The following is a 15589-nucleotide window of genomic DNA, read 5'->3' as shown; positions in this document are numbered from 1 at the left end:
TGGTCGTGAGTGCCGGCACCGGTTAGAACCGGCGCCAACACTCACGAGAACTTCAGCGAGGCAACGACGAAGCGCGCCAAGCTCCGTCGCCAGCTGCCACCGGCGCGTGCACCGCGGCCGCCCGGTCGCCCCACCACGACGTACGGCGCCGTGGAGGAGCGGGTGCCGACGCGGCCGCGGCAGTGGCGACCACCGCGGTGAGCGCGGCGAGTTCGGCGTCGTCCGGGTTGCCGCGGACTACGCGGAGCAGGGGAGTGTCCGTCATCGCGGCCTCACAGGGGGATGTTGCCGTGCTTCTTGGGCGGCAGCGATTCGCGCTTGGTACGCAGCAGGTTCAGCGCCTTGGCGATGTGGCCGCGCGTGTGCGCGGGCACGATCACCGAGTCGACGTAGCCGCGTTCGGCCGCCGCGTACGGGTTGAGCAGCGTGTCCTCGTACTCCTGGATCAGATCGGCGCGCAGTGCGTCGACGTCCTTGCCCTCGGCGGCCGCGTTGGCCAGCGTCTTGCGGTGCACGATGTTCGCCGCGCCCTGCGCGCCCATCACCGCGACCTGCGCGGTGGGCCAGGCAAGGTTGACGTCCGCGCCGAGGTGCTTGGAGCCCATCACGTCGTACGCGCCGCCGTACGCCTTGCGCGTGATCACCGTGATCAGCGGGACGGTCGCTTCCGCGTACGCGTAGATCAGCTTCGCGCCGCGGCGGATGATGCCGTTCCACTCCTGGTCGGTGCCGGGGAGGAAGCCGGGAACGTCCACAAAGGTCAGAACCGGGATGTTGAACGCGTCGCAGGTCCGCACGAACCGGGCGGCCTTCTCGGACGCGTCGATGTCGAGGCAGCCGGCGAACTGCGTCGGCTGGTTCGCGACGACGCCGACGCTCTGCCCGTCGACCCGGCCGAACCCGACCAGGATGTTGGGCGCGAACAGTTCGTGCACTTCGAGGAATTCGCCGTCGTCGAGCACACGGGTGACGACCTCGTGCATGTCGTAGGGCGTGTTCGGCGAGTCCGGGATGAGCGTGTCGAGTTCGCGGTCGGTGTCGGTGACGTTCTCGAAGAACCCGGCCGGCGGCTGGTTCGCGTCGAACTCCGGCGGCTCGGACAGGTTGTTCTGCGGCAGGTAGGAGAGCAGTTCCTTGACGTAGGCGATGGCGTCCTCGTCGTCGGAACCGAGGTAGTGCGCGACGCCCGACTTGGTGTTGTGCGTGCGCCCGCCGCCGAGTTCCTCGAAGGTGACGTCCTCGCCGGTCACCGTCTTCACGACGTCCGGTCCGGTGATGAACATCTGCGACGTCTCGTCCACCATCACGACGAAATCGGTGAGCGCGGGGGAGTAGACGTGCCCGCCCGCGTTCGCGCCCATGATCAGCGAGATCTGCGGGATTACGCCGGAGGCCATGGTGTTGCGGCGGAAGATCTCGCCGTACAGGCCGAGCGAGACGACGCCCTCCTGGATCCGCGCGCCGCCGCCCTCGTTGATGCCGATGATCGGACGGCCGGTCTTGATCGCCAGGTCCATCACCTTGACGATCTTCTCGCCGTAGACCTCGCCGAGCGCGCCGCCGAACACCGTGACGTCTTGGCTGAACACGCACACCGGACGCCCGTCGACGGTGCCGTAGCCGGTGACGACGCCGTCGCCGTACGGGCGGTTCTTCTCCAGCCCGAAGTTCGTGGAGCGGTGCCGCGCCAGCTCGTCCAGTTCGACGAACGAGCCCTCGTCGAGCAGCAGATCGATCCGCTCGCGGGCAGTTTTCTTGCCCTTGGCGTGCTGTTTTTCGATCGCGCGCGCCGAACCGGCGTGCACGGCCTCGTCGTAGCGGCGATAGAGATCCGCGAGCTTGCCGGCCGTGGTGTGGATGTCCGGTTCTCCCTCGGGCGGCGTCCCGAGCGGCTGCGTCGCACTGCTCATGTGGCGGAGCTTAGCTACTGCGCGGTTGCCGCGCGTGTGGCGTAGGACTCTCTCCTTGCTGTTTCGCAGACCAGCACGCGGCCGTCCAGCGTGCCGATGACGAGTCGATCCGGGCCAGCCGCGCTGAGCGAAAGCGGGACGACGGAGTGGCCGTTGACCTGCAGGTGTTGCCGTCCGAGTTCGTGGCCGTCCGTGGCGTCGAGCGCGACGATCTCGCCGGAGTTGTACGCGACGTAGACGGTGTACCCGATGGTGTCCATCGCGGTGACCTGGTGGTCGGCGTGGTGCACCCAGCTGGCTTTTCCGTCCGGGTACGAGCGGCGGACGACGCAGGAGTTGCCAGGCAGGAGCCCTGCTCCGTGGTGGATCGCGGTGGCGTGGACGAGCGCGCCGTCGACGAACATGCCGGGGCCGCCGAAGAGGTGCCTGCCTTGGGCGGCGTCCCATTCCAGCGGGAACAAACGCTCGGTTCGCCGCCGTGCCGGATCGAAGGCGACGACCCATTTGTCTTCATGCGCTCGCGGGCCCATGCCTTGCAGGAACACCAGCGCCGGGGCTCGGCGGATGTCGAAGAAATGGTTGAACAGGTCGTAGTCGCCGAGGTCGAAGCGGCTTTCCGGGGACAGAACCTCGGTGGGGCCGGAATGGGGACGGATCGCGAGCTGTCCGGTCGCGTCGGTGGTGAGCACAACAGGATGGTCGAAGGTCCGGAGCGGTTCGACCTGCCCATCGGCCAGCCGGACGCGTTCGACGATCGAGGTGGATTCGTTCCAGCCAGACCAGGTGGCGAGGACGGCGGTGTCCTCCTCTCGGTCGACGAAGAGCTGGCAGCCGACGCCCGAGGCGGGCACGGACCATTCGCGTTCGCCGTCGGCCGACCAGCACTCCGCGGCGACGTGCTCGAGACTGGCGAGAATCCGTCCGTCGCTCAGTGCGGCGACCGCCCATACCTGCCGCCGGGTCCTTTCCCTCGAGACTGGTGTTACGGCCGGTGTCGTCGCGGGGCCGTCGACCCGCAGCGAACGCGCCTTCACGGCTCGCCAGTCCGGCACGGTGATCGTGGCGGCCATGGTGGGGGACCCGAGGTCTTCCTCGTCGTCCTCGTTGAGCACCGAAATTTTCGCTTCGAGAGTGTGGTGATTCCGCCAGCGAAGTTCGGTGACCTCACGACGGTCGTGCAGCAAAGAGGTCGCGCGGCCGGATTCGAGGTCGAGGATGGTCAGCTCGCCCTCATAGAAGTAACCGCCGTCGTAGGACCCGGAGCCGATGGCCAGGATTGGCAGCTCCGGATGGAACGCCAGCGCATTGACCGGCCAATGCAGGCTCACGAGGTGAACGCATTCGAGCGTGTCGGCACGGTAGACGCCGACGCGGTTCCAGGCGGTCGGCTCGGACGAACTCATCACGCTGTGCCCGGCCCACTGCGGAGATCCCAGCGAACCCCCGACGGCTACGTAAGTTCCGCTGGGATCGGTTTCGGTCAGCCGCATCTCGCCGACTTCGGCGAACCGGCCGTCGCCGAGAACCTGCTGGACGGTCAGCACTTCGGAGTCGGTCACCAGCAAAGCCTATGCCGGGCGTCAGTTGAATTTTCGGCGTCGGCCTGGCCATCGGCGGCGTTCTCGGGCCTAGGGTGGGCAGCGTGCTGCTCGCCGACGCCTCGGTCCGCTCGCTCGGGCCCGCCGATCTGTCCGCTTGCCTCGACCTCGGAACCGATCGCGGGTGGCCGCGCGAGGATCGGAAATGGGCGATGCTGCTGGAGGTCGGCCGCGGATTCGGCATCGACGCCCCGGACGGCGGTCTCGCCGCGGCGGCGGTGCTGACCCGGACCGGGCCGACCGCGTCGGTGTCGATGGTCGTCGTGGCGGAACGGTTCGCGCGGCAGGGGCTCGGCCGTCGGGTGATGGCGGAGGCGCTCGGCGAGGCCGGTGACGCGGTGGTGTCCTTGCACACCACGGAAAACGCGCGTCCGCTGTACGAATCGATGGGCTTCGAGTTCGACGGCGGCTGCAACGACCATCGCGGCCGGTTCACTGACGACGGCGGCCCGGCGTCGCGGCCGATCGGTCCGGCGGACGTGGCGCGAGTGTACGAATTGGACAGTGCGTCGCAAGGCTTCGCGCGGCGGGAGTTGTTGAACCGCATGCTGTTCGAGGCCGAGCACGTCCACGTGACCGACGACGGTTACGCGCTCGGCACCGCGCAAGCCGGGGTGCTGGTGATCGGTCCGGTGGTGGCGGCGGACGAGGACCAGGCCCGTGCGCTGATCCGCGGCATCGCTCGCACCACGTCCGGCGATCTCCGGCTCGCGGTCGACCACCGCTTTCCGGAGCTGTCGGCGTGGTGCGAGGCGCGCGGGCTGGCGGTGCACGGTCCGGCGCCGCGGCTGGTGCTGGGAGGGAAAGCATTGCCGGGACCTGCGGAGGTGCGGTTTTCGCCGTACAACACTGCGCTGGGGTAGGGGGTGTCGTGAGTGCTAATCCCGGTTAGAACCGGCATAGACACTCACGAGCTGTACCGCCGCCGAACCGCTGCCCGCCCCTTCTCGCCCCACGGCTCCAGCTCCACCTTGAACGTCCCGGCGAACAACGCGTTCAGCTGCTCATGCCGTGCGGTCAGCAAGTCCGGCAGCTGATCGGCAAGCTCCGCCGGAACGGTCTGCGTCAGCTCCACCCGCACGCCGTCCAGCGGATCCGCGGTCACTTCCCACTGCACGCGCCCGGCCGGTTTCCCGTCGTGCAGCCAGGTGTAGGCGAGCACTTCCGGCGATCGCGACTCCAGCACCTCCGCCCCGTCTTCCGGCTGCGGCAACCGATTCCAGACATCCTCGGCAGGCGGCCAGACCAGGTCGCGGCGGAAGCGGATCGTCCCGTCGTCCAGGACTTCGCCGTTTTCCAGGCCGAATTCCTCGACGTAGCGCACCATCCGCGCGTGCCAGTCGGTCGGCAGCTCCGGCGTCCGGCCGTCCAGCGTGGCTTCGAGGGAATCCAGGCAGGCGACCCAGCCGGTGACGTGCCGTCCCGCGCCGAGCAAGGCGATGTCCGGTTCGCCGCGGTTGAAGACGTGCGTGAAGGCGAGCTTGCTGCCCGTGCCCTCGGCGGACACCTCGATCCGGATCAGGTCCGAGTTCCAGGTGAACTCGAAGACCTCCGGCGGCTGGTAGCCGACGATCTCGCCCTCGCTGACGTCCCCGGTTTCGGTGAAGGTGAACGTGATTTTCCCGCCCGGCGCGGGGGCGTCCGGCAGCGTGACCGCGGCGGGGAACCAGTGCGCCAGTTCTTCCGGCGAGGTGACCGCGCGCCACACCTTCTCCGGCGGATGGGCCAAGGTCCGTTCGAGGGTGACGCTCGGTCGCCCGGCAGGAGTGGTTCGCAGGATCGCCATGCCCGTATATAACCATGGAGGTATATACGGGTCAAGCCGTCAGATGCACGCCGTACCCGGTCTGACCTGGGGCGACCTCGGGAAGCAGGACGAGCCGCCGGTCGTAGTCGCCGCCGTCCTGGGTGCGGTACGGCAGCGGATCGGTCGTTTCCAGGGAGTGCAAACGTTTGCGCAGCCGCTCGACGACGCAGTCGTACTTCTCCAGTGTCATCCGGTTCGTGCCGGTCACCTTGAGCGGCGGCAGAACCGTCATGCCGGTGTAGAAGAGCGTGGCGTGCTGGACGTTGAACAGCAGATCGTCCAGCGAACCGTGCGCGCCGCGCGGGCCGAGGCTGTCCTCGTGCGCGCCGGCGGTGACGATGACCATCGCGCGTTTGCCTGCCAGGACGCCGTTGCCGTAGCGCAGGGTGTGGCCGGTTTCGTCGCGGTAGTCGTAGCCGAATCCCTGCACGAAAACGCGGTCGAACCAGCCCTTCAGGATGGCCGGGGTGTCCGCCCACCAGAGCGGGAACTGGACGACGACAGTGTCCGCCCAGCCGAGTTTTTCGTGCTCGATCCGGACGTCCTCGGGCACAGTCGCGATCTCGTCGACGACCGGGTTCCAGTGCATCGCGTAGAGATCGGATTCGCGCACGTCGTGGCCGAGATCGCGCAGCGTCGAGACGCCCTCGTCGCGAAGCGCGCCGTTGAGCGAGGCGGGGTCGGGGTGGGCGTAGATCCACAAGACGTTCATGAGGCCAGGGTGCAACCGGCGAAACGGCCAAAACAGTGGCCCGATGGCCACCTTGTGCAAGAATCGGGCCATGGCTGTTTTTCGTCATCCGGAGCGGCACAAGGTCGCGGTGCTGGTGCGGCACGGCATGCTCGTGATGGAGCTCGGCATCGTCCACCGGCTGTTCGGCCAGGCCAAATCCGCTGATGGGGAGCGGTTGTACGAGGTCATCACCTGCACGCCGGAGCCCGGCGACATCCGCACTGATTCGGACTTCGCCATCCCGGTCGCGCAGGGCCCGGAGGCAGTAGCCGAGGCCGACACGGTGATCGTGCCCGCGTCGTCGCTCGAGTACGAGCCCACCGGACGGCAGCTGACCCCGCAGCTCAAGCACGCGATGAGCCTGGTGTGCCCGGACAGCCGGATCGCCTCGATCTGCACCGGCGCGTACGTGCTCGCCGCGATGGGCCTGCTCGACGGCCGCCGCGCGACCACGCACTGGCGTTCGGCGTGCGAGTTCCAGCTCGAATACCCGCGCGTGCAACTCGACCCGGACGTGCTCTACACCGAGGACGGCAACGTCTTCACCTCGGCGGGCGTCGCGTCCGGCATCGACCTCTGCCTGCACATGATCCGGCGCGATTTCGGCGCGGCGGTCGCCAACGAGGTCGCTCGCGGCACGGTCGTCTCACCGCATCGCGAGGGCGGGCAGGCCCAGTTCATCCGCCGCCCGGTGCCGGAACCGCGGTCGTCGTCCACCGCGGCTGCGCGGGCGTGGGCGCTGGAACATCTCGACCAGCCGATCACGCTGCGCGACCTGGCGGTGCGCGAGTCGATGAGCACGCGGACGTTCACTCGCCGGTTCCGGGACGAGGTCGGGATGTCGGCGTTGCAGTGGCTGACCCAGCAGCGAGTGGAGCGTGCGCGGCAGTTGCTGGAGGAGTCGGAGCTGCCGGTCGACCGGGTCGCCGCGGCGTGCGGATTCGGGACGGCGGCGTCGCTGCGCCAGCACCTGCAAGCCGCGCTCGGGGTGTCGCCGAGCGCCTACCGGACCACCTTCCGGCGTCCGGCCTGAACGCGGCGGTCCGTGGCAGCGCTGACCGCAGCTGCCACGGACCGACCCCCAGCGGGACTCATCCTTGCCAGCGGACCAGGGTGTTCGGTACCCCGGTGACCAGGTCTTACAGAATCTGACACGGGTCAGGAGACGACCGTCACCAGTACGTACACCGGACGGCGCGTGGAGAAGAACTCCGCGCCGTTCGCGTCGACCATCTTCCAGCCGATCCAGCAGCGCCCCGGCGCGGGCGAGGCGGTCAGCGGAACGCTCACCATCACGTGATCGCCCGGCGGGGTGTCGCCGATCAGCACCCGGTCCGGGGTGCGACACGTTCCCGGGCTCGGCGGCAGGTCCATCCGCTGGAGGTAGCGCTGGTGCCAGGCCACCGAGCCGGTGTTCTGCAGTTCCCATACCTTCTGGACGGTCTCGCCGACGTGGAGCACTGTGCCGTCGGGCACGGTCACGTCGCCGACGAACAGGGAGTTGTCGCCGGGAACGCGCGCGCCGACGTCGACCAGGCTGCCGCTCTTCAGCTTCGGCACCACGATCGCGCCGACCGCGGCGACCAGCACGACGACGGACGCGACCGCGGCCAGTGCGTACTTACGACGGCGCCGGGGCTTGTCCGGGACGTCCGGTTCCGCGCTGATCAGCACCGGTTCCGCCGCCGTATTGACGATGGCGGCCTCGGCCGCATCGACGACGGGCACGGCGGGTTCCGGAGGGACGCCCTTCAGCTCTTCCCAGCGTCGCCGCCACTGCTGTTCGTCCGCGTCGCAGGCCCGGACGAACTCGCGCGTGGTGTCCCACGACGGGAACCGGGTGCCGCGGACCGCCTCGTGCAGCGTGGTGTGCGAGATCCGCCCGGAGCGGTCGGCCATCTTGCGGAACGACGGATTCCCGGCCCGCGCGCGCAGTGCGGCCAGTTCCGCGGAGAGCACCTCGGCGGCAGATTGCCCGTCGCCCATTGCTCTCCCTGGTTGTCAGATCCGCTGGTCGGACCAGTCTGACATTCCAGTTCGGCACAGCTGGGCGCACCCCGGCCGCGGCCGCGGCGTGGCGGTCGCGACCGGTGCGCGTCACTGCCAGGCGTCGGTGATCGGCGTCTCGTTCGCCGCGTTGCCGAGGCCGGGGAGACCGTTGGCGGCCTCCATAGTGCGCAGGACGGTGTAGTGGTTGATCGTCTCCGCGTAGTCCCCCTGCTTCACGTGCGCGCCGGTGAACGACGTGTAGATCTGGTTCGTCGAGGTGCCTTCGTCCTCGTCGAACGTCACGATCAGCAGGCTGTTGTGCGTCTTGGCCCACTGTGCGTAGCCGTCGAGGTTGTTCTTCAGCCAGGTGTCGCCGGTGCCGACCGAGCAGTCGTGCATGTCGTTGCACATGTTCGGGGTCACGAACGCGACGCTGGGCAGCTGCGAGTAATCCGTCGGGAACCGGGAGTAGCGCAGGTTGCTCGACGCGGGCACGTTCGAGAAGTCGACCCAGCTGTTGTGCTTGCGCCGGTACTCGCCGGACGAGCAGCCGGTGTAGCCGTCGGACGGCATGGACTCCGAGTAGCCGGTGAAGGTTTTCCCCGCGCCGGCGAGCTGCGAATCGAGGTTGTCCACTGCGCCGAGGTTTTGCGGGCAGGTGTCGTCGGTGACGCCCTGGGTGTCGCCCGAGAACAGTGCGACGTAGTTCGGCTGGCTTGGGTGCGTCAGGGCGTGCGAGTCGGTGAAGTTCGCGCCTTGCGCGGCGAGTGACGCGAAATAGGGCGCGGTTGTCGAGTCGATCGACGTCGACGATTCGTTCTCGAACATCACGAGCACGACGTGGTCGAAGGTGGGCACGGACGCCGCTGCTGAGGCGGGTTGGGCGGCGGTCGCCGCACCGAGAATTGCCGTCGCGACGGCGGCCACGATCCGCTTGCCGAACACAGGTCCTCCAAGATCGGTCGGGAAACGCGCTCAGGTGGGAGCGGCATAGACCGTGCCACGGCGAAGGTGTCCCGGAGAGCGATCGGTGGGTGAATAACTGGCGACCACTCGTCCGGGGCACGACTTTCGGCGGGTCAGCGCGCGAGCAGGTCCCGCAGCGATTTCGTAACGCTGGCAGGGGAAGTCTCGGCCATGAAATGTCCACTGTGTACGGTTTCGTGCACAAGGTCCGGTGCCCACGCGCGCCAGAGCGCGGCGGCGTCGTAGCCCAGTGCGACACCCCAATCCTGCTGAATCACCGTGGCCGGCATCTTCAGCTGATTGCCCGCGGCGCGGTCGGCGCGGTCGTGTTCGATGTCGATGCCCGCGGAAGCGCGGTAGTCGGCGACGATCGATGGGACGGCGTTCCGGCTCGCTTCGAGGTACCGGGCGCGGATGTCGGCCGGAATGGACTCCGGGTCCGCGCCCCACTGGTCGAGGAAGTAGCTGAAGAACGCGTCCGGCGCGCCGCTGATCAGCTGCTCGGGCAGACCGGGCGGCTGCGCCATCAGGTAGAGGTGGAAGGCGACGGACGCGGTGACGCCGTGTAGCACGTCCCACATGTCCAGCGTCGGCAGCACGTCGAGGATGGCCAGGTGGGACACGTGGCCCGGGTGGTCGAGGCCGGCCCGGATCGCGACGAGCGCGCCGCGGTCATGTCCGGCGAGCGCGAACTTCTCGTGGCCGAAGGCGCGCGCGAGGGCGACGACGTCGGCGGCCATGGTGCGCTTCGAGTAGGTCTCGCCCTCGTCGGCCGGCTTGTCGCTGTCGCCGTATCCGCGCAGGTCAGGGCACAGCACGGTGTGGTCGGCGGCGAGGTCGGCGGCGACGTGGCGCCACATCAGATGGGTCTGCGGGAAGCCGTGCAGAAGGACGACCGGCGAGCCGGAGCCCGCGACCGCCACGTTGAGGGACACGCCGTCGGCGACGGGCACCCGCTGGTAATCGAAGTTCATGCGACCCAGCGTGCGCCGGGCCGATCAGCAACCGATCAGCAACGAGCGAGCTGATTACAGTACGGAACTGATGACCATCTCGTTCTCGGTGCTGGGCCCGTTGGCGGCCCATGACGCGCGCGGGCCGGTGGCGTTGCCCGGGCCGCGGCATCGTGCGGTGCTCGCGCGCCTGCTTGTCGCCCGCGGGCAGGTGGTGTCGACGGACGCGCTGGTCGACGCGTTGTGGGCCGAGCCTCGGGCGGGCGCGGTCGGTGCGGTGCAGACGTTCGTCGGCGCGTTACGGCGTTCGCTCGAACCGGACCGTCCGCCGCGGACGCCCGCGAAGCTGCTGGTCACCGCTGGACCGGGGTATGCGCTGCGTGCTGAACCTGAGCAGGTCGACGCGTGGCGGTTCGAGGCATTGCTGCGCGGTACACCGTCGGTCGCGCAGTTGGACGAGGCGCTCGGCTGGTGGCGGGGCGAGCCGTACGCGGAGTTCGCCGACGAGCCGTGGGCGCGTGCCGAACGGTCGCGACTGGACGAACTGCGGTTGCTCGCGCTGGAGCGTCGGGCGGCTGGTTTGCTGGATCTCGGCCGGGCTGCCGAAGCCGTGCCGGATCTGGAGTCCCTTGTGGACGCTCATCCGCTGCGCGAGGAGGCGTGGCGATTGCTGGCGCTCGCGCTGTACCGCGCTGGACGTCAGGGTGACGCGCTTGCCGCTTTGCGCCGGGCGCGGGCCGGGCTGGCGGCGGAGCTTGGAGTTGACCCTGGTCCGGCGTTGCGGCAGGTGGAGCAGGACATCCTGGCGCAGGCTCCGCAGTTGGCGCCGTCCGTACCCGGGCGGCTCGCCGGGCGAGATCCGGAGCTGGCCCGGCTCGCTGAGGTCGCCGCGGAAGTGGCTGACCGCAAGCGATTCCGGCTCGTGCTGGTGTCCGGCGAGGCAGGCGCGGGCAAGACGGCGCTGGTCGAGGAATTCGCCGCGCGGCTGGGCTGGACCACGGCGTGGGGCGTGAATCCGGACGGTGCCGGGGTGCCGCCCGCCTGGCCCTGGACGCGGATCCTCGCCGCGCTCGGCGAACCGGTCCCGCCGCGCTCTGCGGACGGCGATCCAGCGGTGGCGCGCTTCGAGTGGCATCAGGCGGTGACCGCGCGGATCGCGGAGGTGGCTCGCCGGGGTCCGCTGCTGCTCGTGCTGGACGATGTGCAGTGGGCGGGCGAGGAAACCCTGGCGCTGTTGACGTCGATGACCGCGGCTCCGGTGCTGTTGATCGCGACGTATCGGACCACCGAAGTCTCCGCGGAACTGACCGCGGCGTTGGGCAGACTCGCGCGCGCCGACCCGGTCCGGCTGTATCTGGGCGGGCTTTCGGTCGAGGCGGTGGCCGAATTGGTGGGTCCCGAGTCCGCCGCGGTGATTCACCGGCGATCTGGCGGAAACCCGTTCTTCGTCAAGGAACTCGCCCGCGCGCTGGATGCCGAAGGCGACCTGCCGGACGGAGTGCGCGACGTTGTCCGGAACCGGATCGCCGCGTTGCCCGACCACGTGCGCGCGGTGCTCGGCAAGGCTGCGGTGATCGGCGCGGACGTCGACCTCGGCCTGCTCGGCGATGTCCTCGACGAACTGGAAACTGCTGTGCAGGCAGGGTTTCTCTGCGAAAGCGGACCGCGCGCGTTCCGGTTCGCGCATGCGCTCGTCCGTGATGCTGTCTATAACGATCTTTCGCTCGCTCGACGCGCACAGCTGCACCGCGAAGTCGGCGAGGCTTTGGCAAGCCGCCGACCGTCCGAGATTTCCTTACTGGCCCACCATTTCCTGCTCGCCGGAGACGACCGTGGCACTGCCTACGCGCAAGCAGCCGCAGAACGCGCCGAACGAGATTTCGCGCCGCACGAAGCACTTCGGCTCTGGCAAGCGGCTTTGGCGCAAGGCCCGCGTACGGTGGAATTGCTGATGGGCCTCGCCCGGACATCCGCGTTCACCGGATCACTCGCCGCCGCACGCCGCTACCGCGCCGAGGCGTTGGACCTGGCTGGCGACGATTCCGCTTTGACCATCCGGGTTTTGACTGCCTTCGACGTGCCGGGAATCTGGACTGAAAACGACGACCCCGCGCTGGCCCGCCGCATCGCCGGCGCCGCCGAACGCGTGCACACCACCGATCCGCTCGTCCGCGCCCGGCTGCTGGCGACCGTCGCGTTGGAACTGCGCAACGAAGGCGGTCAATGCGCCCACGACGCCGCTGTCGAAGCGGAGAAACTGGCGCGGTCCGCCGAGGATCCGGCGTTGCTGGCGTTGGCGTTGAACGCACGCTGGACGCAGACCTTCACCCGCGCTGGTCTGGCTCCAGAACGCGCCCGGATCGGCGAGGAACTGGTCGAACTGGCTGCTCGGCACCGTCTGGTGACCTTCGAAGTGCTCGGTCACCTGATACTGATGCAGGCTCGTTCCGCGCTAGCCGACTTCGTGGCCGCCGACACCCACGCGGCCGCGGCGGATCGGCTGGGGGAGCAGTACGACCTCCCGCTCGTCAGCGTGTTCACCGAGTGGTACCGCGCGCTCCGCCTGGCCGTCACCGGTCCGGTCGCTGCCGCGGAAGCCGCCTACCGCGGCGCCGCGGCCCGGTTGCCCGGCAGCGGAATGTCCGGAGTGGACCGTGGCCTGCTTCCGCTGGCCAGGCATTGCCTTTACGTCCAACACGGTCTGGAATCCACAGTGGACTTCACGCTGCCGCCGGATCGGCCGGACCTGTTCCTGGAACTGCGCGCTTGCCTCACCGCATCGACCGGAGACGCACGCGAGTTGTACGCGCGCTTGGCCCCCGCGGAGAACGAACTGGCCGGTGCCGGTTCCGGCATGGTGACCCTCGGCCCGGTCGCCTATTACCTGGGCGAACTCGCTGTCCGGTTGGGATTGCCGCCCGGCGAGCACTACCGCAAGGCTGCCGAAGTAGCCCGCCGGGCCGGTGCGGCGCAGTGGGTCAGTCGACTACGTACCATGTGCCGCCGCGATTCTCCATAACCGCGTCGCCGAGGTCGCTGTCGGTGAACTTGACGGACGCCTTCACCGCGCGCGCCGGAATCTCGACCCGCTTGGCCCCTTCCTTGATCTTGGACCGGTCCACCGTGGCCGTCTGGAGTGCCTTCTTCTGCGCCGGGGAGATCAGCTGGAACGCCATCGGCATCGTCTTCTCGCACGGTCCCATGCCCTCGTCCTCCGCCTTCTTGGCGGCCGGACCGGCGATCTCGCACACCGTCGCGAGATCCTGCCTGCCTGCCGCGTGCATGAAGGCCTCATACCGCTCGACCGCGTCCCCGCCAGTCGATTCCGACTCCGCCGCAGCTGACGACGACGGTGCCGCGGAGGTGGACGGCGACGGCGACGGCTGCGTTGCGGCCGAGGAGGACGCGGGCGCGGTCGAGGGCGCGGGAGAGGCGGTGCCGCCGCTTTCGCCGGAGCAACTGCTGATCAGGAGGGCAGCGCCCACGGCAAGAAAGGGGAGGATGCGAGCGGACATGGCGTGCCTTTCCCGTCAGGAAGAATGCTCCGGAGCATAAGCGACAGACGGGTGCGGCGTGCGAAAACGGGAATCTTGGATACGGATCTCCGCCGAATCCGGCGGTCAGTTCGCCGGATGCCCCGCACCGGCGTAGTCGTCCCCGGGCCGGTGGAACGTGTGGATCTGAATCGCCTGTCCCTCGGTCGGCGCGTTGATCATCAGTCCGTTCCCCAGGTACAGCCCCACGTGGTGGATGCGCGTCGCCGGGCTGCCGTAGAAGACGAGGTCGCCCAGCTGCGGTTCCTGCCCGCCCGGAACCGGCGGCACCGAGCGGAACTGGCTGTCCGCCGTGCGCGGCAGGGAGACCCCGGCGCTGTCGTAAGACGCCTTGGTGAGACCAGAGCAGTCGAATCCCGCCGCGCCCGCGTCCGGGCCGTTGCCGCCCCACACGTACGGCAGGCCGAGTTGTCCGAGCGCGAATCGCGTGGCGTGCAGGGAAGGCGCGTTCGCCTTCGCCGGGTCCAGCGAAAGCGTCGCGTACAGCTGGGCGTAGCCGAGCACTCGCTGCCGGAACAGCTCCATGCCGCTGCCGTTCTCGTAACCGGCGACCGCCTTCCACCAGCCATTGCCCGCGGACAGGTCGACACCGCTCGCGCACAACGCGCGTCCCGCGGCGACGGACGCGGCCGACGGGTCGGACAGCGCGGGGTTCGCGATGCCGGGGATCTGTGCGCCGTACTTCTTCCACTGCTGCGTCGAGAGCCCCATCGGCTCGCCGTCGCCACGGCCGTGGTTGTTGCCGGCGACGCCGAGGCCCGCCAGCGTGACCCACGACAGGTGGCAGTCCGGGCGCTCCTTGCGCATGGTCAGCTCGCCGTTGGCGTACCCGAGCAACGCGGGGGCCGGGATGTCCAGCGGTCCGGCGAGCGAATCCGCCCACTTCTGCAGCGGGGCCGGACCGCCGCCTCCGCCAGCCGCGCCCTGTGCCGGTTCCTGCGCTTGCACCGGCGCGCTCGCCTGCAGCACCGACGGACCGCTGACCGTCTGCGCGGGTGCCGGCGCGGTGAGCGCGGCCTGCGCCGGAACAGGAGCGGGCTGGTCGCGTCCGGCAACCAGCCAGCCCGCGGTGGCGAGGCCGGCGACCAGCGGCAACGCCACGAGTCCGCGATACAGCGCGCCGCGAGCCCAAGTGGGCTTCGGCGGCGCGTCGGCGGTGGGGGTCTCCGGCGTCACGGCGTCCAATCTAGAAGAGCGCACCTCTGGGTAACGAGCGAACGGCTTGCACGTTAGGGGGACTCTCATATTGTGGGCACATGGCTGAACTCGACGCGGCGCGGCTGCGGGACGGACTCGGCGGCCGCTACACCCGCCTCGACGTCGTGGAGACGACCGGTTCCACCAACGCTGACCTGCGGGAAGCCCTTGTCGCGGGCGCGGAGGACCGGACCGTTTTGCTGGCCGAACACCAGACGGCCGGGGTAGGACGACGGGCTCGGTCGTGGAGTTCGCCGAAGGGCGCCGGGCTGTACCTGAGCATCGCGCTGCGCCCGGCGGGCGTGCCGTTCTCCGCGCTCGGCTCACTGTCTGTGGTCGCCGGTCTCGCAGTGCACGCGCTCGCCACCGATTTGGGCGTCGACGCCGCCCTCAAATGGCCTAACGACGTGCTCGCCGGGCCCGAGCGGGCCAAGTGCGCGGGCATCCTCGCCGAGGCCGTCGGCACCGGCAACGCGGCCGTGGTGCTCGGCATCGGACTGAACGTCCTGCCTCTGGGCGACGACGTCCCGGCCGGCCCGGGCGGGCTGCCCGCGACCTCGCTCGCCGAGCAGGGCGCGACGACCACCGACCGCACCGAGGTCGCGCTCGGCCTGCTGACCAGGCTCGACGACCTCGAACGCCGCTGGCGGACGGCGGGCGGCGACCTCACCGAGGCCGGTCTGCTCGGCGACTACCGCGCCCGCTGCGCGACGCTCGGCCAGGACGTGCAGGTGCAGCTGCCGGACGGGTCGACGCTCACCGGCCGCGCCGCGGACCTCGACGCGTCCGGCCAGTTGCAGGTCGACGTCCCCGACGGGCGGCGGCTGACGGTTTTCGCCGGTGATGTGGTGCACGTCCGCCCCGCTTGACCGGAACGGGCGC

Annotated in this window: 14 protein-coding genes; 4 read left to right on the top strand and 10 right to left on the bottom strand. The window is 69.5% G+C overall.

Going from position 1 to position 15589, the window contains the following annotated elements; translation table 11 throughout:
- Nucleotides 1-52: 52 nt before the first annotated feature.
- The 3 genes from H4281_RS31155 to H4281_RS31145 are packed head-to-tail and all read right to left on the bottom strand — an operon-like array spanning nt 53 to nt 3469.
- A complete protein-coding gene (locus H4281_RS31155; protein WP_182894468.1) occupies nt 53-265 on the bottom strand; it encodes an acyl-CoA carboxylase epsilon subunit in 213 nt (70 codons plus the stop codon).
- Nucleotides 266-272: 7 nt separating this feature from the next.
- A complete protein-coding gene (locus H4281_RS31150; protein WP_182894467.1) occupies nt 273-1910 on the bottom strand; it encodes an acyl-CoA carboxylase subunit beta in 1638 nt (545 codons plus the stop codon).
- Between the two features lie 14 nt (nt 1911-1924).
- Nucleotides 1925-3469: a hypothetical protein gene (locus tag H4281_RS31145; RefSeq protein ID WP_182894466.1), complete on the bottom strand. Its 1545-nt coding sequence runs from the start codon at nt 3467-3469 to the stop codon at nt 1925-1927.
- Nucleotides 3470-3552: 83 nt separating this feature from the next.
- On the opposite strand from H4281_RS31145, the gene H4281_RS31140 reads away from it, so the two are divergent.
- Nucleotides 3553-4371 (top strand): GNAT family N-acetyltransferase, encoded by an 819-nt coding sequence (locus H4281_RS31140; protein WP_237598045.1) that lies wholly within the window; start codon nt 3553-3555, stop codon nt 4369-4371.
- A 44-nt stretch (nt 4372-4415) separates the two neighbouring features.
- On the opposite strand, the gene H4281_RS31135 is transcribed toward H4281_RS31140, so the two are convergent.
- A complete protein-coding gene (locus tag H4281_RS31135; RefSeq protein ID WP_182894464.1) occupies nt 4416-5294 on the bottom strand; it encodes an SRPBCC family protein in 879 nt (292 codons plus the stop codon).
- 31 nt (nt 5295-5325) lie between these two features.
- On the bottom strand, nt 5326-6027 hold the full coding sequence (locus tag H4281_RS31130; RefSeq protein ID WP_182894463.1) for an NAD(P)H-dependent oxidoreductase: 702 nt from the start codon (nt 6025-6027) through the stop codon (nt 5326-5328).
- A gap of 70 nt (nt 6028-6097) precedes the next feature.
- On the opposite strand from H4281_RS31130, the gene H4281_RS31125 reads away from it, so the two are divergent.
- Entirely contained in the window at nt 6098-7081 is a 984-nt protein-coding gene (locus tag H4281_RS31125; protein ID WP_246412435.1) for a GlxA family transcriptional regulator, read from the top strand.
- A gap of 125 nt (nt 7082-7206) precedes the next feature.
- On the opposite strand, the gene H4281_RS31120 is transcribed toward H4281_RS31125, so the two are convergent.
- The 3 genes from H4281_RS31120 to H4281_RS31110 form a co-directional block, all read right to left on the bottom strand.
- The gene (locus H4281_RS31120) at nt 7207-8034 is read right to left on the bottom strand and encodes an NBR1-Ig-like domain-containing protein (RefSeq protein ID WP_182894461.1); all 828 of its coding nucleotides are present in this window, start codon (nt 8032-8034) and stop codon (nt 7207-7209) included.
- Nucleotides 8035-8145: 111 nt separating this feature from the next.
- On the bottom strand, nt 8146-8982 hold the full coding sequence (locus H4281_RS31115; RefSeq protein ID WP_182894460.1) for an alkaline phosphatase family protein: 837 nt from the start codon (nt 8980-8982) through the stop codon (nt 8146-8148).
- A 134-nt stretch (nt 8983-9116) separates the two neighbouring features.
- The gene (locus H4281_RS31110) at nt 9117-9977 is read right to left on the bottom strand and encodes an alpha/beta fold hydrolase (protein ID WP_182894459.1); all 861 of its coding nucleotides are present in this window, start codon (nt 9975-9977) and stop codon (nt 9117-9119) included.
- Nucleotides 9978-10047: 70 nt separating this feature from the next.
- On the opposite strand from H4281_RS31110, the gene H4281_RS31105 reads away from it, so the two are divergent.
- On the top strand, nt 10048-12975 hold the full coding sequence (locus H4281_RS31105) for an ATP-binding protein (RefSeq protein ID WP_182894458.1): 2928 nt from the start codon (nt 10048-10050) through the stop codon (nt 12973-12975).
- Here the strand turns inward: H4281_RS31105 and H4281_RS31100 are convergent.
- Together H4281_RS31100 and H4281_RS31095 are read right to left on the bottom strand one after the other, a co-directional pair.
- Nucleotides 12935-13441, bottom strand: a complete 507-nt coding sequence (locus tag H4281_RS31100) for a hypothetical protein (protein ID WP_312872213.1) — start codon at nt 13439-13441, stop codon at nt 12935-12937. The genes H4281_RS31105 and H4281_RS31100 overlap by 41 nt on opposite strands.
- Before the next feature lie 135 nt (nt 13442-13576).
- Nucleotides 13577-14686 (bottom strand): C40 family peptidase, encoded by a 1110-nt coding sequence (locus tag H4281_RS31095; RefSeq protein ID WP_312872212.1) that lies wholly within the window; start codon nt 14684-14686, stop codon nt 13577-13579.
- 80 nt (nt 14687-14766) lie between these two features.
- Between H4281_RS31095 and H4281_RS31090 the strand changes: the two genes are divergently transcribed.
- Nucleotides 14767-15576 (top strand): biotin--[acetyl-CoA-carboxylase] ligase, encoded by an 810-nt coding sequence (locus H4281_RS31090; protein WP_182894455.1) that lies wholly within the window; start codon nt 14767-14769, stop codon nt 15574-15576.
- Nucleotides 15577-15589 lie beyond the last annotated feature (13 nt).

It is taken from the genome of Amycolatopsis dendrobii, assembly GCF_014145675.1.
In the GTDB taxonomy this organism is placed as follows: Bacteria; Actinomycetota; Actinomycetes; order Mycobacteriales; family Pseudonocardiaceae; genus Amycolatopsis; species Amycolatopsis dendrobii.
The sequence above is the reverse complement of the archived record's forward strand: the minus strand, read 5'-3'. Positions and strand labels throughout refer to the sequence as shown.

Excerpts from the sequence above, each read along its gene's own strand:
- H4281_RS31155 (WP_182894468.1), bottom strand. The coding sequence starts at position 265 with ATGACGGACACTCCCCTGCTCCGCGTAGTCCGCGGCAACCCGGACGAC.
- H4281_RS31150 (WP_182894467.1), bottom strand. The coding sequence starts at position 1,910 with ATGAGCAGTGCGACGCAGCCGCTCGGGACGCCGCCCGAGGGAGAACCG.
- H4281_RS31135 (WP_182894464.1), bottom strand. The coding sequence starts at position 5,294 with ATGGCGATCCTGCGAACCACTCCTGCCGGGCGACCGAGCGTCACCCTC.
- H4281_RS31130 (WP_182894463.1), bottom strand. The coding sequence starts at position 6,027 with ATGAACGTCTTGTGGATCTACGCCCACCCCGACCCCGCCTCGCTCAAC.
- H4281_RS31125 (WP_246412435.1), top strand. The coding sequence starts at position 6,098 with ATGGCTGTTTTTCGTCATCCGGAGCGGCACAAGGTCGCGGTGCTGGTG.
- H4281_RS31120 (WP_182894461.1), bottom strand. The coding sequence starts at position 8,034 with ATGGGCGACGGGCAATCTGCCGCCGAGGTGCTCTCCGCGGAACTGGCC.
- H4281_RS31110 (WP_182894459.1), bottom strand. The coding sequence starts at position 9,977 with ATGAACTTCGATTACCAGCGGGTGCCCGTCGCCGACGGCGTGTCCCTC.
- H4281_RS31105 (WP_182894458.1), top strand. The coding sequence starts at position 10,048 with ATGACCATCTCGTTCTCGGTGCTGGGCCCGTTGGCGGCCCATGACGCG.
- H4281_RS31090 (WP_182894455.1), top strand. The coding sequence starts at position 14,767 with ATGGCTGAACTCGACGCGGCGCGGCTGCGGGACGGACTCGGCGGCCGC.